The following is a 15,787-nucleotide window of genomic DNA, read 5'->3' as shown; positions in this document are numbered from 1 at the left end:
ATTGTCGGCCTCGAGCATGGCAGGTTCAGCAGCGCACCTGCCATGCTCGAGCGGTGAGTGTTGACGGGACGAATTCAACAATGCCTCGATATATCTCCTTGCGAAATGCCGCCGAGACCTTGGCACAAGCGAACCGAGTGCTCGTCATTGGCTGTTCAGGTGGTGGAAAATCCACCTTTTCCCAAAAAATTGCAGCACTTTTCGGACTTGAATACCAGTCGATCGACCGCGATGTCCGTTGGCTGCCGGGATGGAAGGAACGTGACCGGCAGGAACAGAGGACAATCATCAAGGCTTTGGTTGAACGCGATCGGTGGGTGATGGATGGCAGCGGTGCATCCACCTTCGATCTGCGATTACCCGATACCGACCTCATCTGCTGGATCCGAGTGCCACGTCGAGTTGCACTTTTAGGCGTGGCCCGGCGGGTTTGGCGCTATCATGGCTCGGTGCGCCCTGATATGGCGCCGGGCTGCCCGGAGCCGTTTCCGAATATGGATTTTCTCTCCTACATCTGGAACTTCGAGAAAAAATACGTTCCGGTCTTCGTCCACAGCATCGATCTTTATGGGCCAAATGTTCCGGTGGTGATGCTGCGTTCACATCGGCAGATGGATCATCTTCTCTCGCTTGCACGAGAGTGATAGGCTTAGGCTCGTCGGTGTTGGCCCGGCTCTCTCACCGCTTGCCCGCGATTGCGCAAAAGCACAGCTGCGGCATCACGATCGACGGCCTTGGAAAACAGATAACCCTGGCCAAGCGCGCAGCCGAGATCGAGCAGTTGCGTGGCCTGCGCATTTTCCTCGATGCCTTCCGCCACGACGCGAATGCCGAGCTTTCGGGCGATATCGATGACACCCTCGACGATGAAGGCGGCCGGATCCCTTGGGCGCAGACGGTCGGTAAAGGATTTGTCGATCTTGATGATATCCACCGGCACCGTCAGCAGGTGCGTGAGCGACGCAAAGCCGGTGCCGAAATCATCGAGCGCCACGCGCAGGCCGCTGCCACGCAGTTTTCGGATCTCGTCGCCGATATCGAACCCGCCCTGACCGAAATAGACGGACTCGGTGACTTCGACGATGACGTGTTTCAAGGGCACACCGGCATCTGCAAAGACCTTGCAAAGGCGGTCATTGAGGTTGCCGCCCGCAAGATCGGCGGCGGAAAGATTGACGCCGACATGCTGTAGCGCCAAGCCCTCGTCCAACCAGACGCGCATGTCGCGCGCCACCTGTTCCAGCATGCATTGTGTCAGTTCGGCCGCCACCTGCGCGTCCTTGGTGGCCTCGTGGAAATGCGCGGCCGAGACGATGTCGCCGCCGGGCGTGCGCAGGCGCGCCAGCGCTTCGAACCCCACGACCTCGCGTGTATCGAGCCGCACGATCGGCTGATACCAGGCGTGGATGCGTGCCTGGGCAAGTGCCAGGCCGACATCGCGGATGGCGCGGAAGCGACGGGTGATGGCAGTGCCGAGCCCGTCGGCAAACTGCACATACTGGCCACGGCTGTGCTCCTTGGCATGGTAGAGTGCCAGATCGGCATTCTGCAGAACCGTATCAGGGCTCTCACCTTCGCCGCAGATGGCACCGCCGATCGTCGCCTTGGGAAACACGACATGGCCGGCGCAATTGCACGAAGCAGCGAGTGACGACAGAATGCCGGCCGCCATCTTTTCAAGGTCATTCGGCGCGTTGTCACGATAGACGATGACGGCGAATTCGTCGCCGCCCAGCCGAAACGTGCTGTCGGGGCCGCCAATGGCGCAGGCACGGCTGGCGACCGCCTGAATCAGGCCATCGCCGGCGGCATGACCAAACGTATCATTGGCCAGCTTCAGGTTGTCGATATCGACAAGCAGAATGCCCCAGGGGCTGATGGCATTGTCGAGACCGGCCAGAACCTTGTTGAAACGGGCACGATTGGGCAGGCCTGTGAGCGCGTCGGTATAGGTCAGCCGCTCGCGTTCCGTCACCCGCTCGTTGCGCTCGATGGCGATCGCGCACAGATGCACGCAAGCCTCGACGATCTGCCGCTCTGTTTCGTTGGGACCGCGGTTGCAACGGAAATAGAAGGCAAAGGTGGCTGCGACCTTTTCGGACACCATGATCGGCGAGGACCAGCAGGCAACCAGCCCAAGCGGCAGGGCGAGCGCCTTGAAGGCGCTCCAGCGCGGATCGGTGGCGATATCCGTCACCACCACCGGCTCCCCCAGAAACGCGGCGGTGCCGCAGGAGCCGGCCAGCGGGCCGATCGGCTGATTATCGACGGCAGCCGAAAAATGTGGCGGCAAAGACGGGCCGGCCAGCGGATGAAGCAGCCCTTCCCGCACCGCCAGAACCGAACAGACGATATCCGGCGCGATCACTTCCACCTCACGGCACAGAAGATCGATCGTCGTTTCGAGCGGTTCGCCCCGCGCGATCATTTCAAGAATGGCATTCTGCAGTTCAAGAATCATGGTCTGGCCCGGACAAGAAGCGATCCCCTGTGTAAACCACCGGAATTGCTAGGGCCTTTTATATATCGCTAAATTCTAATCTAAGGTTTAAAAGCGACGCGCACAGCGCAGCGGATTTGCCGCTGCCCGAACACGGAAAACGGCGGGCGCCTTTACCGTACGACCTGCGCCGTCTGCGCCAGCGCCTCGAACACTGGGCGCGCGGCCATCATCGCCTCGCGCGGAGCGACACAAGCAACGGTGATACGGCCGGTCGGTGTGTCGGCAACCGCGTTGTAGGTCACCAGAGTTTCGGCATCCGGACCTGAACCGTTCGCCAGGATCATTTCCACGGCCTTGGCGCCTTTCATGTCGATAACCTGCCTGTCCTCGATTGTCCTTCCGGCACCTTCCTGCTCTGCGCGCACGCTCTCGCCAAGCTCGTCGAACATGGCGGCTTCGTTGAGCTTTTCCTGAGACCAGCCGTAACGCGGATGGTCCTTGGCCCATGAGCGGAAACCGATTTCGCAGACAGGCTTTTCCTGCACGTTCGGGATACGATCGGGCACGGTGCTGGCAAGAACGTATTTCAACGTGTCGGTGCCGGCAGGCTCCATATTACGGCTTGCCTCCAGCTCGCGCGGTCTGGTGAAGGTGAAACCCGTTGCGGTATCCTTGGTGGTGTAGTTTGGCAGTTCGAGCATCATCCGGATCGGAGCAGTGATTTTCTGCATATCCTTCGTCATGTCGGGTGGAAACGGCGCAACCGGCGACATGCGGGACACAGCCCACAAGGCGTTGTCATCGACCTGCCGAACCCCTGAACTTTCCTTCAGCGCGACATCAGTGACCATTCCATCCTTGTGCACGACAAAGGATACCGTTGCCGTATGCGGCCCACTAATGCCTTCGATCGGTTTGGGAAAACGCACGAAACGCGAGATGCGAGTGGAGAGTGCTGCGTTCCATTCGGCTTCATTGGCGGGTGGTTGCTGCACTCTGGCGCCCTTGTTCTGCGCCATCACGCCTGTGGCGGCGCAAAAGAACGCCACGAGCAAAAATCCGGTCCGTTTCATGTCATCCCCGTCCATACGATACGCCCGGCGAAAACTAGCTTATTTGCCTCATATTTCAAGCAGATAAACAGGACGGATAAAGGGAGCGAACCCGGCTCAGCCGCGGCGGTTCATGTCATGCACGACCCAGCGAAAGAAAAAATAGATGGCGACGGAAGCGATGAACAGGGGAAACAGATTGTGGATTGTATCCATACTGAAAATCCGGCGACGCCCGACGATTCGGGTCTCAGGTCAAAATGAACCAAAACCATTAATTGCAAATTAAGTAAATATTGAACTGTTCGCAGATGCAGCAAAATTTGCGTGGCACCCAAAAATGGTTTTAGACCTCGCAGACCCGCGTTCAGGCGGTTGCCGGTCTGTCATATCGGCTCGAAACGGGGCATAATCTCCGTTTGCCATACGGAGTTGTAACGTGAGCGTTGCCTTTACCAAGGAAGAAAGTGCGGAAACGGCGGCCGAAACGCTTTTGCCTGAGCGACCGATTTCGCCGCATCCCAATCTCGTGACCGAAACCGGCCTGAGGTCCCTGGAAAGCCAGCTTGAGGCGGCGCGCACCGCCTATGCCGCCGTGGAAGACATCGAGGACGTCAACGAAAAGCGGCGGCAGACCGCGGGCCCGCTGCGTGACATCCGCTATCTTGTCGAACGCCTGCGCACGGCGCAGCTCATGGCCGCCCCAGTGTCCAATGATGTGGTTGCTTTCGGCAGCACCGTCACCTTCGAGCGCGACGATGGCCGCGTGCAGACCTACCGTATCGTCGGTGAGGACGAGGCCGATCCGAAAACCGGGTCAATCTCCTACGTCTCGCCGGTCGCCCGTTCACTGTCCGGCAAGGCTGTGGGCGATGTGGTGAGCCTCAGTGGACAGGAACTGGAAATCGTGGCGATCGGGTGAGCAGGCCGCAGTCGCATCTCAACTCTGCATCACATGCTGATGCGCACCGCCCATGACGGCGGCGCCATTGGCATTGGCAGCGCCTTCCGCCCGCACGCGCGGCAACGCTGCCGGATATTCGCGCTGGATGAAATCGATGATTTTTTCGCGCATTTCGCAGCGCATGTCGAATGTCTTCGGGGCACTGGCGGCAGAAATCAGGATACGGATCTGCATGACGCTTTCGGTAAAATCCGTCACCTGAACATTGACCACCTTGCGGTCCCAGATCTTCGACTCGTTGGCGATTTCCTCCACTCGTTTGCGAATGGCCGAAACCGGCACCGAATAATCGAGATAGACCATCACGGTCCCGATCAGTGCCGACCCTTCACGGGTCCAGTTCTGAAACGGCGTCTCGATGAAATAGGAGAGCGGCAGGATCATCCTCCGCCAATCCCACAGCTTCACGACCACATAGGTCGAGGTGATTTCTTCCACATTGCCCCACTCGCCCTCAACGATCAGCGCGTCATCGATGCGGATCGGCTGGGTGATTGCAAGCTGGATACCGGCAAAGATGTTTTTCAGCATCGGCTGCAAGGCCAGACCCAGAACGATACCGGCGACACCGGCAGATGCCAGAACACTGACGCCATATTGCTGCACGGCCGGAAAAGTCATCAGCATGGCTGCAATCGTCAAAGCGACGATCATGAAACCACCCACGCGCTCGCCGATGCGCGACTGCGTGACATGCGTGCGGGCAAGCAGATTGTCTTCCGCATCCAGCTTGAAGCGGCGCAGATAGACCGTCATCCAGATATGCAGGGCAGCCTTGGCCGACCAGCCCAGAAGAAGAATGAAGCCCAGCAGCAGGACATGGCGAATGAAATTGGCCGGCCCCGGCGCCAGCGGCGCGACGGTGGCAGCGAATGAAAGCGTGAAGGTGAGAATGGCCAGTTTCAACGGCCGTTTGCCGCGCGAGACGATCGACCGCCAGAACAGGTCCTTGTTTTCCACCAGTCGGGTGAGAACACGGAACGCGAGCCGGTGGATTGCAAGCCCCACGAAAAGCGCAAGAACGAGCACGCCGATACTGACCAACCAGTTCGGCAGCCAATCGGTATAGGCGCGGAAATCAGCAATAAATTGGTCCATGCTACCCAGCTAGGGTGCAATGCAGCATATAAAACCCCTCTCCGGAAAATTTCACGCTTTCGTCAACAGCGAAGCGAACTGTTTGCGATCTTGCTCGTTGGGAAGGAGGACAAGGAGACAATCATGGTACAGGCATTGGCAAACCAGCCACCCGGGTTCGACAGGAAATCGCAGGCGAAACAGGCGGTGTCACGCGCCGAATGGCACGACGATTTCTACCTCGGCCGCTTTCTCGCCGCCCAGCAGGCTGTCTACCCATCCGTGCTGGAGGAATTGCGCGAAGGCTTCAAGCGAAGCCATTGGATGTGGTTCATCTTTCCGCAAGCCAAGGGGCTCGGCCACTCTCCGATGGCGCAACGTTACGCGATTGCCTCTCGGGCCGAGGCGGAAGCCTATCTCGCCGATCCCATTCTGGGCGCGCGGCTGGCGGAATGCACACAGGCCATGCTGTCGCACCCCGATAGTTCCGCCCATGACATTCTGGGTTCGCCCGACAACATGAAATTCTGCTCGTCGATGACGCTGTTTGCCGAAGTCAGCAAAAAGGGCTCGCTCTTCGAGCAAGCCCTTGATGCATTCTGCGATGGCCGGCGTGACGAACGCACACTGGCCTTTCTGAACTGACCGCCTGATCGCGGACAGGTCCGGGCGCGATCACGCGCCCGGCAGAGCTTATGCCCCCTGGATCGCCGAAAGCTTCCATTCGCCGGCGGTCTTTCGGACAAAAGTCCAGAGTTCGACGGTTTCGCTCGGTGTGTGCTCGTCGCCCTCGACAACGGCGCCGGTGTTACGGTCGCGCATGATATCGATGCTGGAGTAACGCATGGCGACGGTGGCGTATTCCTGACCGTTTTCGCGCCAGGCTTCCGAAAGATCACCCTGCAGGAGCTGGATGTCCTTCACGTCGTTCTTGACGCCCGCCGTTGCATTTTCACCAAGTTCCTCGGCCAGATAGGACATGGCTTCCGGCGTCGTCAGGTCACGCAGCTTCGCGTAGTCTTCCGTGCCATAAGCACCCTGAACGTCCTGAAGCAGTTTTTCGAACTGGTTGAGGTCGCGATCGGTAATGCCGATTTCGTCGGTCTGCGGGCCTGCCTGACGTGGAGCAGCCGTTGCAGCCGCCGCACCAGCGGCAGCACCGCCACCCATGGAAGGAATACGGAAACCGGGCTGCTGGCCGCCATTGCTGCCATTGCCGCCACGGGGCGTATCATGGGCGTTACGCTGCGAACCGTAACCACCGGCCGGACCGGCCGGCTGCTGGCGGCGTGCAAAGAAACGGAAAGCCAGCATGGCGAGACCGGCGATCAGGGCGATCTGCAACAGCATGCCCAGGAAACCGGCCATGCCGCCAAAGCCGTTGCCCATCATCATGCCGAACAGACCGCCAAGGGCCAGACCGCCCAGAAGACCACCGGCCATGCCACCGAACATGCCGGGACGACGCTGCTGCTGAGCAGCCTGTGCGCCTGCCGCACCGGCGGGCGAAGCGGCATTCTGCTGCGTGTTGGGGGTCATCGAACGGTTGATGCCGGTGGCAGCGCCGGGAGCGGTATTGGTGGTGGCGGGCGCGGAATAGGTGCGCGAACCACGGCTGCCAAAACTACTGCCGCCGCGACGGGCTTCAGCGAAATCCACGGCCACGAGCGATACCGCAATGCCGAGCGCGGCAACTGCGAATACATGCTTGAACCGCTGAATTTTCGATAACATCAATCTCTCCTTCTGACCGCACGATTGCGATCTGTCCCACATCATATGGCGATGGATGACTCGCAATTTTAGAGGCATCACCGCAATTTCCCGCCACAGTAGATAGTCAAGAGATCGCGACCCGCCAACTGAACTCCACTCACATGGATGTGATAAGGCAACCGAAGCATTTGATCGGATAAGGGAATTTTCCGGACACGCGGTTTCGGCAGCGACGGAAATTTCGTGTGCGCCGCACAGATAAGGTAAAAGCCCCCTCTCCATCGCCCCTTGGGGACCATAATCCAGTGCTTTGCACGACACCCGAAGATACCGGCTAACGGGAGCCGCAAAGACACATGCAGACACTTGATTTTGCCGACAAAAATCGGGCAGTGGCCACGAGTGTGCTCAAGGCAACGTTCGGCATGGCCATGGCGTGGATTGGCGCCTTCGTCTCACTGGGCTTCATTCTGGTGGTCGTTTACAATTTCACGCCGGAGCAACCAAGCTCGCTGATGATGGCAGCGTGGCTGTTGCCCATGCTGATCTGGGCGTTGGCAGCAATGTATGCCGGCGGGACCTTCGCCGGATTGTCGCTGGCCCCGTCACTGATCTGGAAGCCAATGCTGTTGAGCATTGTCGCAGGTGGGCTGGTTCTCATCGTTGTGCTCACCTTCATCAGCACGTCCAGAGACCCCGCGCTCGGATGGACCGCACTGATCGTCATCAGCGTCGGACTGACGGCGATCCCGACGCTTGTCATCACCCTCTTCGTCGCCACCAACAATCGGCAGCGGATGCGGTTGCAATTCGGCCTCACACTGGCCGGTGTCGTCACCATGGCGATCTGCTGGCTTACGATCAGCATCGCTCTCCCCATCGCGATGCGTAACAATATCGCCGAGCTTGCCGGTGACCGGCCGTTCAAATTATACGTGGCCGGCCAGAAGAACAAATTTCAATACCGGGAACTGAAAACCCTGCCCGGCTTCTGGACTTTTCAATCTATCTTTTCCGCTGATCGCACTGTTCGCGCGCACATGTGCCTTTATGTCGGCGCCGAAGGCAGTCCCCGAATAGGTTATCACTGGTCGTTCTTTTCAGGATTTCGTTTTTTGGAAAACCCGGAAAACGCGATCTGGTGCTGACGCCTACCGTTCACTCGGAAATGTCGAGAGCGCCTGTTCCGCCACGGCCCGCAGCGCATCGGAACTGAAACCAGCCTTGGCCTGCACCGCCATGCCATGCAGGATGGCCAGCAAGAATTTTGCCAGCGTGTCCGGGTTTGCTGTCACCGGCAGGTCGCCTTCCGCCTTTGCCCGTTCGAAACGCTCGAGCAACATCGCCTCGCCTTCCGCACGCGCCGCGATCAGCGCCAGCCGCACCGGTTCCGCCTCATCCGATCCCGCCAGAACGCCGTTGATGCCGAGGCAACCGGTATGTTCCGGATAACGGGTATTGAGATCGATGGCACTGAACAGGATATGCGCCGCCACCTCACGCGCCGTCGGCAGTTTCAGCGCGACGGGGATATAGTCAAGGTGACGCTCGTAATAGCGCACCAGCACCTTCTTAAAGAGCGCTTCCTTGTTGCCGAAGGCTGAATAAAGCGCCGGACGCTCCACGCCCGCCGCCTGCGTGAGGTCGGCATAGGATGCCCCTTCATAGCCCTTGCGCCAGAACACGCACATGGCAGCGTCCAGAGCCTTCTCCAAATCGAATTCGCGATGGCGCCCCATCAGCTTACCTCAATCCATTTCATAACGATCGTTATTAAAACGCTTGACCACCTCTGTCAAATTTCATACCGATCGTTACGTAACGACCGTTACGAAATTGAATCCGGGCCGGACCCGAGCAGAAAAGAGAGAACCGACATGTCGAATTCATTGAAGGGCAAGGTGGCGCTGGTGACCGGCGGATCACGTGGTCTGGGTGCTGCAATCGCGCAAACACTGGCCGATCTCGGTGCCGATGTGGCAATCACCTATGTCGCTTCGGCGGACAAGGCTGAGGCGGTCGTGGAAAAACTGAAGGCCAAGGGCGTGCGCGCACTCGCGATCAAGAGCGACCAGGCGGACACGGCCGCCGCAAAGCCAATGGTCGAAAAGGTGATCGCGCATTTCGGCAAGCTCGATATTCTCGTCAACAATGCGGCGGTGGTGGCAAAGGGCCAGATGGTCGATGATCCCAACCTCAACACGGAAGCTCTTGATCGACAGTGGCAGATCAACGTCATGGGCACGATCGCCACAACGCGCGCCGCAGCCCAGGTGCTGTCGGATGGTGGCCGGATCATCTTCATCGGCTCGCTGAACGGCACTTTTGCCATCATTCCCGGCGTGGCGGATTATGCCGGCACCAAATCCGCCATCAACGGTTATGCGCGCGGCGTCGCCCGCGATCTCGGCCGCCGCAACATCACCGTCAATGTCGTGCAGCCCGGCGTGATGCCGACGGACATGATGGTGGAAGCGCTCGGCAGCCTGACCCCGCCGGACGCCTTGCTCGACATGCACCCGATCCGCCGCATTGCCACGCTGGAAGAAGTCTCGGCATTTGTCGGTTTTCTGGCCGGGCCGGATGCCGGTTACATGTCGGGCAGCGTGATCGATATGGCCGGCGGCCTTGCCAGTTGACGACTGAAACCGCGTTCGATGACAGGCCCGGCGCAAAAGTGCCGGGACCTTGTTACAGCGGCGACATCATTGCCTTTGCGATACGCTGCCGCTGCCCTTGACCACCTGTCGCCGCATCACGGCCGGCCCAAAAAGCTCGACATCGCCACTCCCTGTAATAAAGACATCGGCATCCGCTTCCGCCATCACGCTGACATCGCCGCTGCCGCGCACCTCCACCTCAACCGATCGGGCGATCAGCTTTTCGAACGAGACATCGCCGGAACCGGTAATGGTGACATCCACCCTCTCCGCCTTTCCGGTTGCCGTGGCGCTGCCGCTACCCTTAATCAGCACGCCCAGCCGGGGCTGATCGATGCCGGAGAGCACGAGATCGCCGCTGCCAAAAACTTCCCAGCGGGCGATCGGCGGACCGGACAGCTGCACATCGACGCGAGGCGAAAACCAACCGGGATCGCAATCAAGGCTCAATTGGCCGCCATCGATACGGACATGATCGAGCACAGTCGCATCACCGCTGATAATGGCCCGCGGCTCACCGCCCGGCTGGTAATGTACAGAGGCCGGCATGCGGATGACAAAACCTTCGGTCGAGCTCAGCGGCAACGTCACCTCCTCCCGGCCGGATGTTTTTTGCCCGCAGGTGGATTTGTCGGCGATCCACAGCCACGCCGTATCATGCCAGTTCGGGCCCGCCAACGCGAAGCCTAAAGACAGGAATACGGCCGCACCAACCAATCCCGCAGTCGCTACGAATGCCAGTTTGCGTGTCATGTCCCAATCTCCCAAGGACAATTGTGAATGTGTAAGTGGCGGATGCCTCAGGCTTCCCGGCGCTCCTGTTGCAGAACGCGAAAATGCAGCCGGGCATAATGGCCAAAGATACGGACACCTGCCCCCATGCCGATCAGAAGCAGGGCACCGCCGCCGATCAGGCATGAGATCAGCCCGGCGCCGATGAACAGGCTTGCCAGCACATCCATCACCGCCATGCCGGGCAGAAGCAGAACGGCCGTGATCATGATTTTCAATCCGGCAGCACTCAGCGCCAGCAGCACGACGGTAAGCGCGAAAGCCGTGATGACGACAACGAGAAGAAGCGGCAACAGAAAGAACAGATCGACGATGGCGAGACCGCAAAGCGCCATCAGCGCGGCAAACAGGTTGGTCAGGCTCCAGTGCTGCTCGAAACGCCGCAGGCCCCGATCCGCCCGGATTTCCCGCGCGATCCGGTCTGGATCGCCAAGCGCTTCCGCCACGTCTGCCTCGCTGCGGCCATCAGCAACGGATTCGGAAAAATGCGAAGCGTAATCGCCGACGATCTCCTCGATCTCGTCGTTTGGAAAACCATGAAGTCCGCGCCGCAGGCGGCGCAAAAAGGCATCGCTTGTCATGACAGATCCTCAAGAAGTGTATCGACTGCACCCGAAAAGGCGCGCCAGTCACGGCGGTGCGCCTCGAAAGCCGCCTGCCCGAGCGCGGTCAGTCTGTAATATTTGCGCGGCGGCCCACTGCTGGATTCTTCAAGACGGGTGGCCACCAGACCATCCGCCTGCATGCGGCGCATGAGCGGATAGATCGTGCCCTCCCCCATGCCGACCGCGGCGACGAGCGTGCTGGCGATCTCGTAACCGTAACTTTCCCCACGCGACAGGACAGCGAGAACACAAAGATCGAGGACCCCTTTTCGCAGCTGCACATGAAGTGAATCCATGACCAGAACCTCTCGCTTAAATTGTGTATATGGCATGGTATCTTGTTATGCAAGGTACTACACGAAAAATCCGGCATCATCTTTTTCCTGTGCCATCGAAGCGGCGCGGCCGACAGGTTTAGCGACAACGCAAAAAAGGCCCGGCACATCAGCGCCGGGCCTTCCCTTACCCCTCAGAGGTTCTTGCTTTTATTTGTTTATTCGACGTTGAAGACCAGCGGACGGGCCTGCTTGATCGCCGGGTTGGCGGTCAGCTTGTCGAGAACGGCCTGCGACACCGGCGCATCGACGTAAAGCAGCGCGATGGCATCGCCACCACCGACTTCGCGGCCGAGCTGGAAGTTGGCGATGTTGACGCCCGCATCACCCAGGGTCGTGCCCATGAAGCCGATCATGCCGGGAACGTCGGTGTTGGAAATGTAGACCATGTTGGCGCCGACATCGGCGTCCATGTTGATGCCCTTGATCTGGATGAAGCGCGGCTTGCCATCGGAGAAGACCGTGCCGGCAACCGAACGGGTCTGCTTCTCGGTCTTGACCGTGAGCTTGATATAGCCGTCGTAAACGCCTGTTTTATCACGCTTTACTTCAGAAAGGACGATGCCCTTTTCCTTGATCATGATCGGCGCAGACACCATGTTGACATCAGCCACCTGGTTGCGGATCAGGCCGGCCAGCAGCGCCGAGGTGAGAGCGCGCGTGTTCATGGTCGCGGTCGCGCCATCAAACAGGATCTCGATTTCCTTGATCGGATCATCCGAAACCTGGCCTACAAAGGCGCCCAGAACGTCGGCGAGACGGATGAACGGCTTGAGGATCGGTGCTTCTTCAGCAGTGATCGACGGCATGTTGATGGCGTTGGAGACGGCACCCTTGACGAGGTAGTCCGACATCTGTTCGGCGACCTGCAGGGCGACATTTTCCTGGGCTTCCGTGGTGGAAGCGCCCAGATGCGGCGTGCAGACGACGTTGTCGAGGCCGAAGAGCGGGCTCTCGGTTGCAGGTTCGACTTCGAACACGTCGAAACCGGCACCGGCGACGTGACCGGACTTGATGGCTTCGGCAAGGGCCGCTTCATCGACCAGACCACCACGGGCGCAGTTGACGATACGGACGCCCTTCTTGGTCTTGGCAAGGTTTTCAGCGCCCAAGATGCCGCGGGTCTTGTCGGTCATCGGCACGTGCAGGGTGATGAAATCGGCGCGCGGCAGCAGTTCTTCCAGCTCGACCTTTTCGACGCCCATTTCCTGCGCGCGTTCAGCCGACAGGAAGGGGTCGTAAGCGATGACATGCATGCCAAGGCCGATCGCCTTCTTGCAGACGATGCCGCCGATATTGCCGGCGCCGATGACGCCGAGCGTCTTGCCGGTGATTTCGACACCCATGAATTTCGACTTTTCCCACTTGCCGGCCTGCGTCGAGGCATCGGCTGCCGGAAGCTGGCGGGCAACGGCGAACATCAGCGCGATGGCGTGTTCGGCCGTCGTGATCGAGTTGCCGAACGGGGTGTTCATGACGATGATACCGCGCTTCGACGCAGCCGGAATGTCAACGTTGTCGACGCCGATACCGGCGCGGCCGATGACCTTCAGGTTGGTCGCAGCGGCGATCAGCTTTTCGGTTGCCTTGGTGGCCGAGCGGATGGCGAGACCATCATAATTGCCGATGATTTCGGCGAGCTTGTCCTTGTCCTTGCCGAGTTTCGGCTGGAAATCCACTTCAACGCCGCGATCGCGAAAAATCTGGACGGCGGTTTCCGACAGTTCGTCGGACACGAGTACGCGAGGTGCCATGTTTGGGCTCCTTAAAAGAGGTGTAATTCTGAATGCGGTATGAAACGGTGCCGCATCACGTGGCGGCACCGGAAATCAAATCAGGCAGCGGCCTTGTTGAGCGCGGCCTTCTGCGTTTCGAACGCATAGGTCAGCCACGGCATCAGGGCAGCCATGTCGGCCGTTTCGATCGTGGCACCGGCCCAGATGCGCAGACCCGACGGAGCGTCGCGGTAAGCGCCGATGTCGAGGGCGACACCTTCCTTTTCGAGGATCGAAACCATGCCCTTGGCGAAAGCCGCCTGTGCGTCTGCATCGAGAGCAGCGACGTCAGCGTCGGCGATCTTCAGGCAGACGGAGGTGTTGGAGCGGGTTTCCTCGACCTGCGCGAGGTTGGCGATCCAGTCGTTCACTTCTACGAAATCGAAGATCACCTTGGCATTTGCATCGGCACGGGCGATCAGGCCTTCGAGGCCACCAACCGTCTTTGCCCATTCGAGCGCATCGATATAGTCCTCGACGCAAAGCATGGACGGCGTGTTGATGGTTTCGCCCTTGAAAATGCCTTCGGAAAGCTTGCCGCCGGATGTCAGGCGGAAGATTTTTGGCAGCGGCCATGCCGGAACGTAGGTGGTCAGGCGTTCGACGGCGCGCGGGGAGAGGATGATCATGCCATGACCGCCCTCACCGCCCAGAACCTTCTGCCAGGAGAAGGTGACGACGTCGAGTTTCGAAAAGTCCATGTCCTGCGCGAAAGCGGCCGAGGTCGCGTCGCAGATGGTCAGGCCCTTGCGGTCTGCCGGGATGAAGTCTGCGTTGGGAACGCGGACGCCAGAGGTGGTGCCGTTCCAGGTGAAGACCACATCACGATCAAAGTCGATCGTGGAAAGGTCGGGCAGCAGGCCGTAATGGGCCTCGATCTTGCGGACGTCCTTGAGCTTCAACTGCTTGACGACATCGGTCACCCAGCCGGCGCCAAAGCTTTCCCAGGCGACCATGTCGACGCCACGCTCGCCAAGCAGCGACCACATCGCCATTTCGACAGCGCCGGTGTCGGATGCGGGAACGATACCGATACGGTAATCGGCCGGAACGTTCAGAACTTCACGGGTGAGATTGATGGCCTGTGCCAGCTTGTCCTTGCCAACCTTGGCGCGGTGCGAACGACCGAGCGGGGCATCGGAGAGAGCGTCGAGCGACCAACCGGGGCGCTTCGAGCAGGGGCCAGAAGAAAAATGGGCATTATTCGGACGTACGTCCGGCTTCGCGGTGCCATTGGCCATATGTATACCCTTCCAGGTAATTAGCCTCTCGTTGGGGAGAGGTGTCCCGCCGCCGCTTTTATGGGAAAGTTTGGAGCTGCGCAAGCGGCTTTCTGTGTCCGTATGCAGATGCCGGAAGCGGGCCGGGAACACGGCGCGGTCAAATCAATTGGGCTTCACCACAAATTCGCCACGACGGCCACATCAACAACACAAACAAAACACAGAATACTCAAGTTTAAATCGGAAATTTGACACGTTAAAAACTATATATTGCCCACATCATGTTTAAATAAAATGAAATACTAAGGTATATTTAGTTATTTAAATACAAAATGTCGGATTTATTTTCATTATTTTGCGAAAAAAATGAAATTAAGCACTTGTTAATCGTATTTATACCTTGGATTTTCTGAAAATCACGCCTTACGCCTCCCTCACCAAATTACGGAGAGGGCATATGCACAAAATCATCATTCTGGCTTCGGCTCTATTTTTATCCACATCCGCCATGACATTGGCCGCAGACCTCATCGAACAGAGCGCTGCACCGCCGGTCGAATTCGACACACCCGCCTTTACCTGGACCGGCGCTTATATCGGCATTTCCGGCGGCGCTGGCTGGATGGACGGCTCTGCCAGCAAGAAGTTCGGTCGTTACCATGCCGAGCAGGATTTCGACGGCAGCGCGTTTGGCGCCTTTACCGGCTACAACTGGCAATTCAGCAACGGCATCGTTGTCGGCGTCGAAGGCGATATTGAATACAATTCCAATGACGAAACAATTTTCTGCAACAAGACAATGGGTACCGACTGGGCAGGCTCCGTTCGCGGTCGCCTCGGTTATGCATTCGACCGCCTTCTCGTGTTCGGCACCGCCGGCTGGGCGATGGCCAAGGGCCATATCGAGTATCCCTGCGTGGATGAAAGCCGGATGTTCAGCGGCTGGACCGCAGGCGCCGGCGTCGATTACGCCGTGACCGACAAGATTTTCGTACGCGGCGAATATCGCTTCAGCGATTTCGGCGAGAAGGAGATCGTGCGCGGCATGAATGTCGATTTCGACCAGAGTGTCGTCAAGGTCGGCCTCGCCGTCAAATTCTGATCGGTCCCGCAACCTGATCGAACCCGCTTCAGCGCATCCCGCT

Annotated in this window: 16 protein-coding genes; 6 read left to right on the top strand and 10 right to left on the bottom strand. The window is 59.0% G+C overall.

Features of this window, described 5'->3' with window-relative positions; genetic code table 11:
• The first annotated feature begins 80 nt into the window (after positions 1-80).
• The gene (locus ACRQ1B_RS02665) at positions 81-644 is read left to right on the top strand and encodes a P-loop NTPase family protein (RefSeq protein WP_432292119.1); all 564 of its coding nucleotides are present in this window, start codon (positions 81-83) and stop codon (positions 642-644) included.
• A 5-nt stretch (positions 645-649) separates the two neighbouring features.
• On the opposite strand, the gene ACRQ1B_RS02660 is transcribed toward ACRQ1B_RS02665, so the two are convergent.
• Together ACRQ1B_RS02660 and ACRQ1B_RS02655 are read right to left on the bottom strand one after the other, a co-directional pair.
• On the bottom strand, positions 650-2,461 hold the full coding sequence (locus ACRQ1B_RS02660; RefSeq protein ID WP_432292118.1) for a putative bifunctional diguanylate cyclase/phosphodiesterase: 1,812 nt from the start codon (positions 2,459-2,461) through the stop codon (positions 650-652).
• Positions 2,462-2,613: 152 nt separating this feature from the next.
• Positions 2,614-3,516: an energy transducer TonB family protein gene (locus tag ACRQ1B_RS02655; RefSeq protein WP_432292117.1), complete on the bottom strand. Its 903-nt coding sequence runs from the start codon at positions 3,514-3,516 to the stop codon at positions 2,614-2,616.
• A 418-nt stretch (positions 3,517-3,934) separates the two neighbouring features.
• Between ACRQ1B_RS02655 and greA the strand changes: the two genes are divergently transcribed.
• Entirely contained in the window at positions 3,935-4,417 is a 483-nt protein-coding gene (greA, locus tag ACRQ1B_RS02650; protein ID WP_432292116.1) for a transcription elongation factor GreA, read from the top strand.
• An 18-nt stretch (positions 4,418-4,435) separates the two neighbouring features.
• On the opposite strand, the gene ACRQ1B_RS02645 is transcribed toward greA, so the two are convergent.
• Entirely contained in the window at positions 4,436-5,557 is a 1,122-nt protein-coding gene (locus ACRQ1B_RS02645) for a mechanosensitive ion channel family protein (protein ID WP_432292115.1), read from the bottom strand.
• A gap of 123 nt (positions 5,558-5,680) precedes the next feature.
• Here ACRQ1B_RS02645 and ACRQ1B_RS02640 point away from each other — a divergent pair, with 123 nt between their 5' ends.
• Positions 5,681-6,181 (top strand): DUF1810 domain-containing protein, encoded by a 501-nt coding sequence (locus tag ACRQ1B_RS02640; RefSeq protein WP_432292114.1) that lies wholly within the window; start codon positions 5,681-5,683, stop codon positions 6,179-6,181.
• Between the two features lie 48 nt (positions 6,182-6,229).
• Here ACRQ1B_RS02640 and ACRQ1B_RS02635 read toward each other — a convergent pair whose 3' ends face one another.
• Positions 6,230-7,270, bottom strand: coding sequence for a Tim44 domain-containing protein (locus tag ACRQ1B_RS02635; protein ID WP_432292113.1), 1,041 nt, complete (start codon positions 7,268-7,270; stop codon positions 6,230-6,232).
• 338 nt (positions 7,271-7,608) lie between these two features.
• Here ACRQ1B_RS02635 and ACRQ1B_RS02630 point away from each other — a divergent pair, with 338 nt between their 5' ends.
• Positions 7,609-8,400 (top strand): hypothetical protein, encoded by a 792-nt coding sequence (locus tag ACRQ1B_RS02630; RefSeq protein WP_432292112.1) that lies wholly within the window; start codon positions 7,609-7,611, stop codon positions 8,398-8,400.
• Between the two features lie 3 nt (positions 8,401-8,403).
• On the opposite strand, the gene ACRQ1B_RS02625 is transcribed toward ACRQ1B_RS02630, so the two are convergent.
• Positions 8,404-8,991 (bottom strand): TetR/AcrR family transcriptional regulator, encoded by a 588-nt coding sequence (locus tag ACRQ1B_RS02625; RefSeq protein ID WP_432292111.1) that lies wholly within the window; start codon positions 8,989-8,991, stop codon positions 8,404-8,406.
• Positions 8,992-9,129: 138 nt separating this feature from the next.
• Between ACRQ1B_RS02625 and ACRQ1B_RS02620 the strand changes: the two genes are divergently transcribed.
• Entirely contained in the window at positions 9,130-9,891 is a 762-nt protein-coding gene (locus ACRQ1B_RS02620; RefSeq protein ID WP_432292110.1) for an SDR family NAD(P)-dependent oxidoreductase, read from the top strand.
• Between the two features lie 66 nt (positions 9,892-9,957).
• Here ACRQ1B_RS02620 and ACRQ1B_RS02615 read toward each other — a convergent pair whose 3' ends face one another.
• The 5 genes from ACRQ1B_RS02615 to ACRQ1B_RS02595 form a co-directional block, all read right to left on the bottom strand.
• Positions 9,958-10,665 carry a GIN domain-containing protein gene (locus ACRQ1B_RS02615; RefSeq protein WP_432292109.1) on the bottom strand — a complete coding sequence of 236 codons (708 nt, stop codon included), beginning with the start codon at positions 10,663-10,665 and terminating at the stop codon, positions 9,958-9,960.
• A 47-nt stretch (positions 10,666-10,712) separates the two neighbouring features.
• Positions 10,713-11,285 carry a DUF1700 domain-containing protein gene (locus ACRQ1B_RS02610; RefSeq protein ID WP_432292108.1) on the bottom strand — a complete coding sequence of 191 codons (573 nt, stop codon included), beginning with the start codon at positions 11,283-11,285 and terminating at the stop codon, positions 10,713-10,715.
• Positions 11,282-11,605 (bottom strand): PadR family transcriptional regulator, encoded by a 324-nt coding sequence (locus ACRQ1B_RS02605; protein WP_432292107.1) that lies wholly within the window; start codon positions 11,603-11,605, stop codon positions 11,282-11,284. The genes ACRQ1B_RS02610 and ACRQ1B_RS02605 overlap by 4 nt, the downstream gene beginning before the upstream one ends.
• A gap of 197 nt (positions 11,606-11,802) precedes the next feature.
• Positions 11,803-13,398 carry a phosphoglycerate dehydrogenase gene (gene serA / locus ACRQ1B_RS02600; protein ID WP_432292106.1) on the bottom strand — a complete coding sequence of 532 codons (1,596 nt, stop codon included), beginning with the start codon at positions 13,396-13,398 and terminating at the stop codon, positions 11,803-11,805.
• Between the two features lie 80 nt (positions 13,399-13,478).
• A complete protein-coding gene (locus tag ACRQ1B_RS02595) occupies positions 13,479-14,660 on the bottom strand; it encodes a phosphoserine transaminase (RefSeq protein ID WP_432292105.1) in 1,182 nt (393 codons plus the stop codon).
• A gap of 439 nt (positions 14,661-15,099) precedes the next feature.
• On the opposite strand from ACRQ1B_RS02595, the gene ACRQ1B_RS02590 reads away from it, so the two are divergent.
• A complete protein-coding gene (locus ACRQ1B_RS02590; RefSeq protein ID WP_432292104.1) occupies positions 15,100-15,744 on the top strand; it encodes an outer membrane protein in 645 nt (214 codons plus the stop codon).
• Positions 15,745-15,787 lie beyond the last annotated feature (43 nt).

This window comes from Endobacterium panacihumi (assembly GCF_050847465.1).
GTDB lineage: Bacteria > Pseudomonadota > Alphaproteobacteria > Rhizobiales > Rhizobiaceae > Neorhizobium > Neorhizobium panacihumi.
Note: the sequence above shows the minus strand (reverse complement) of the source record. Positions and strands in the feature narration are given on the sequence as shown.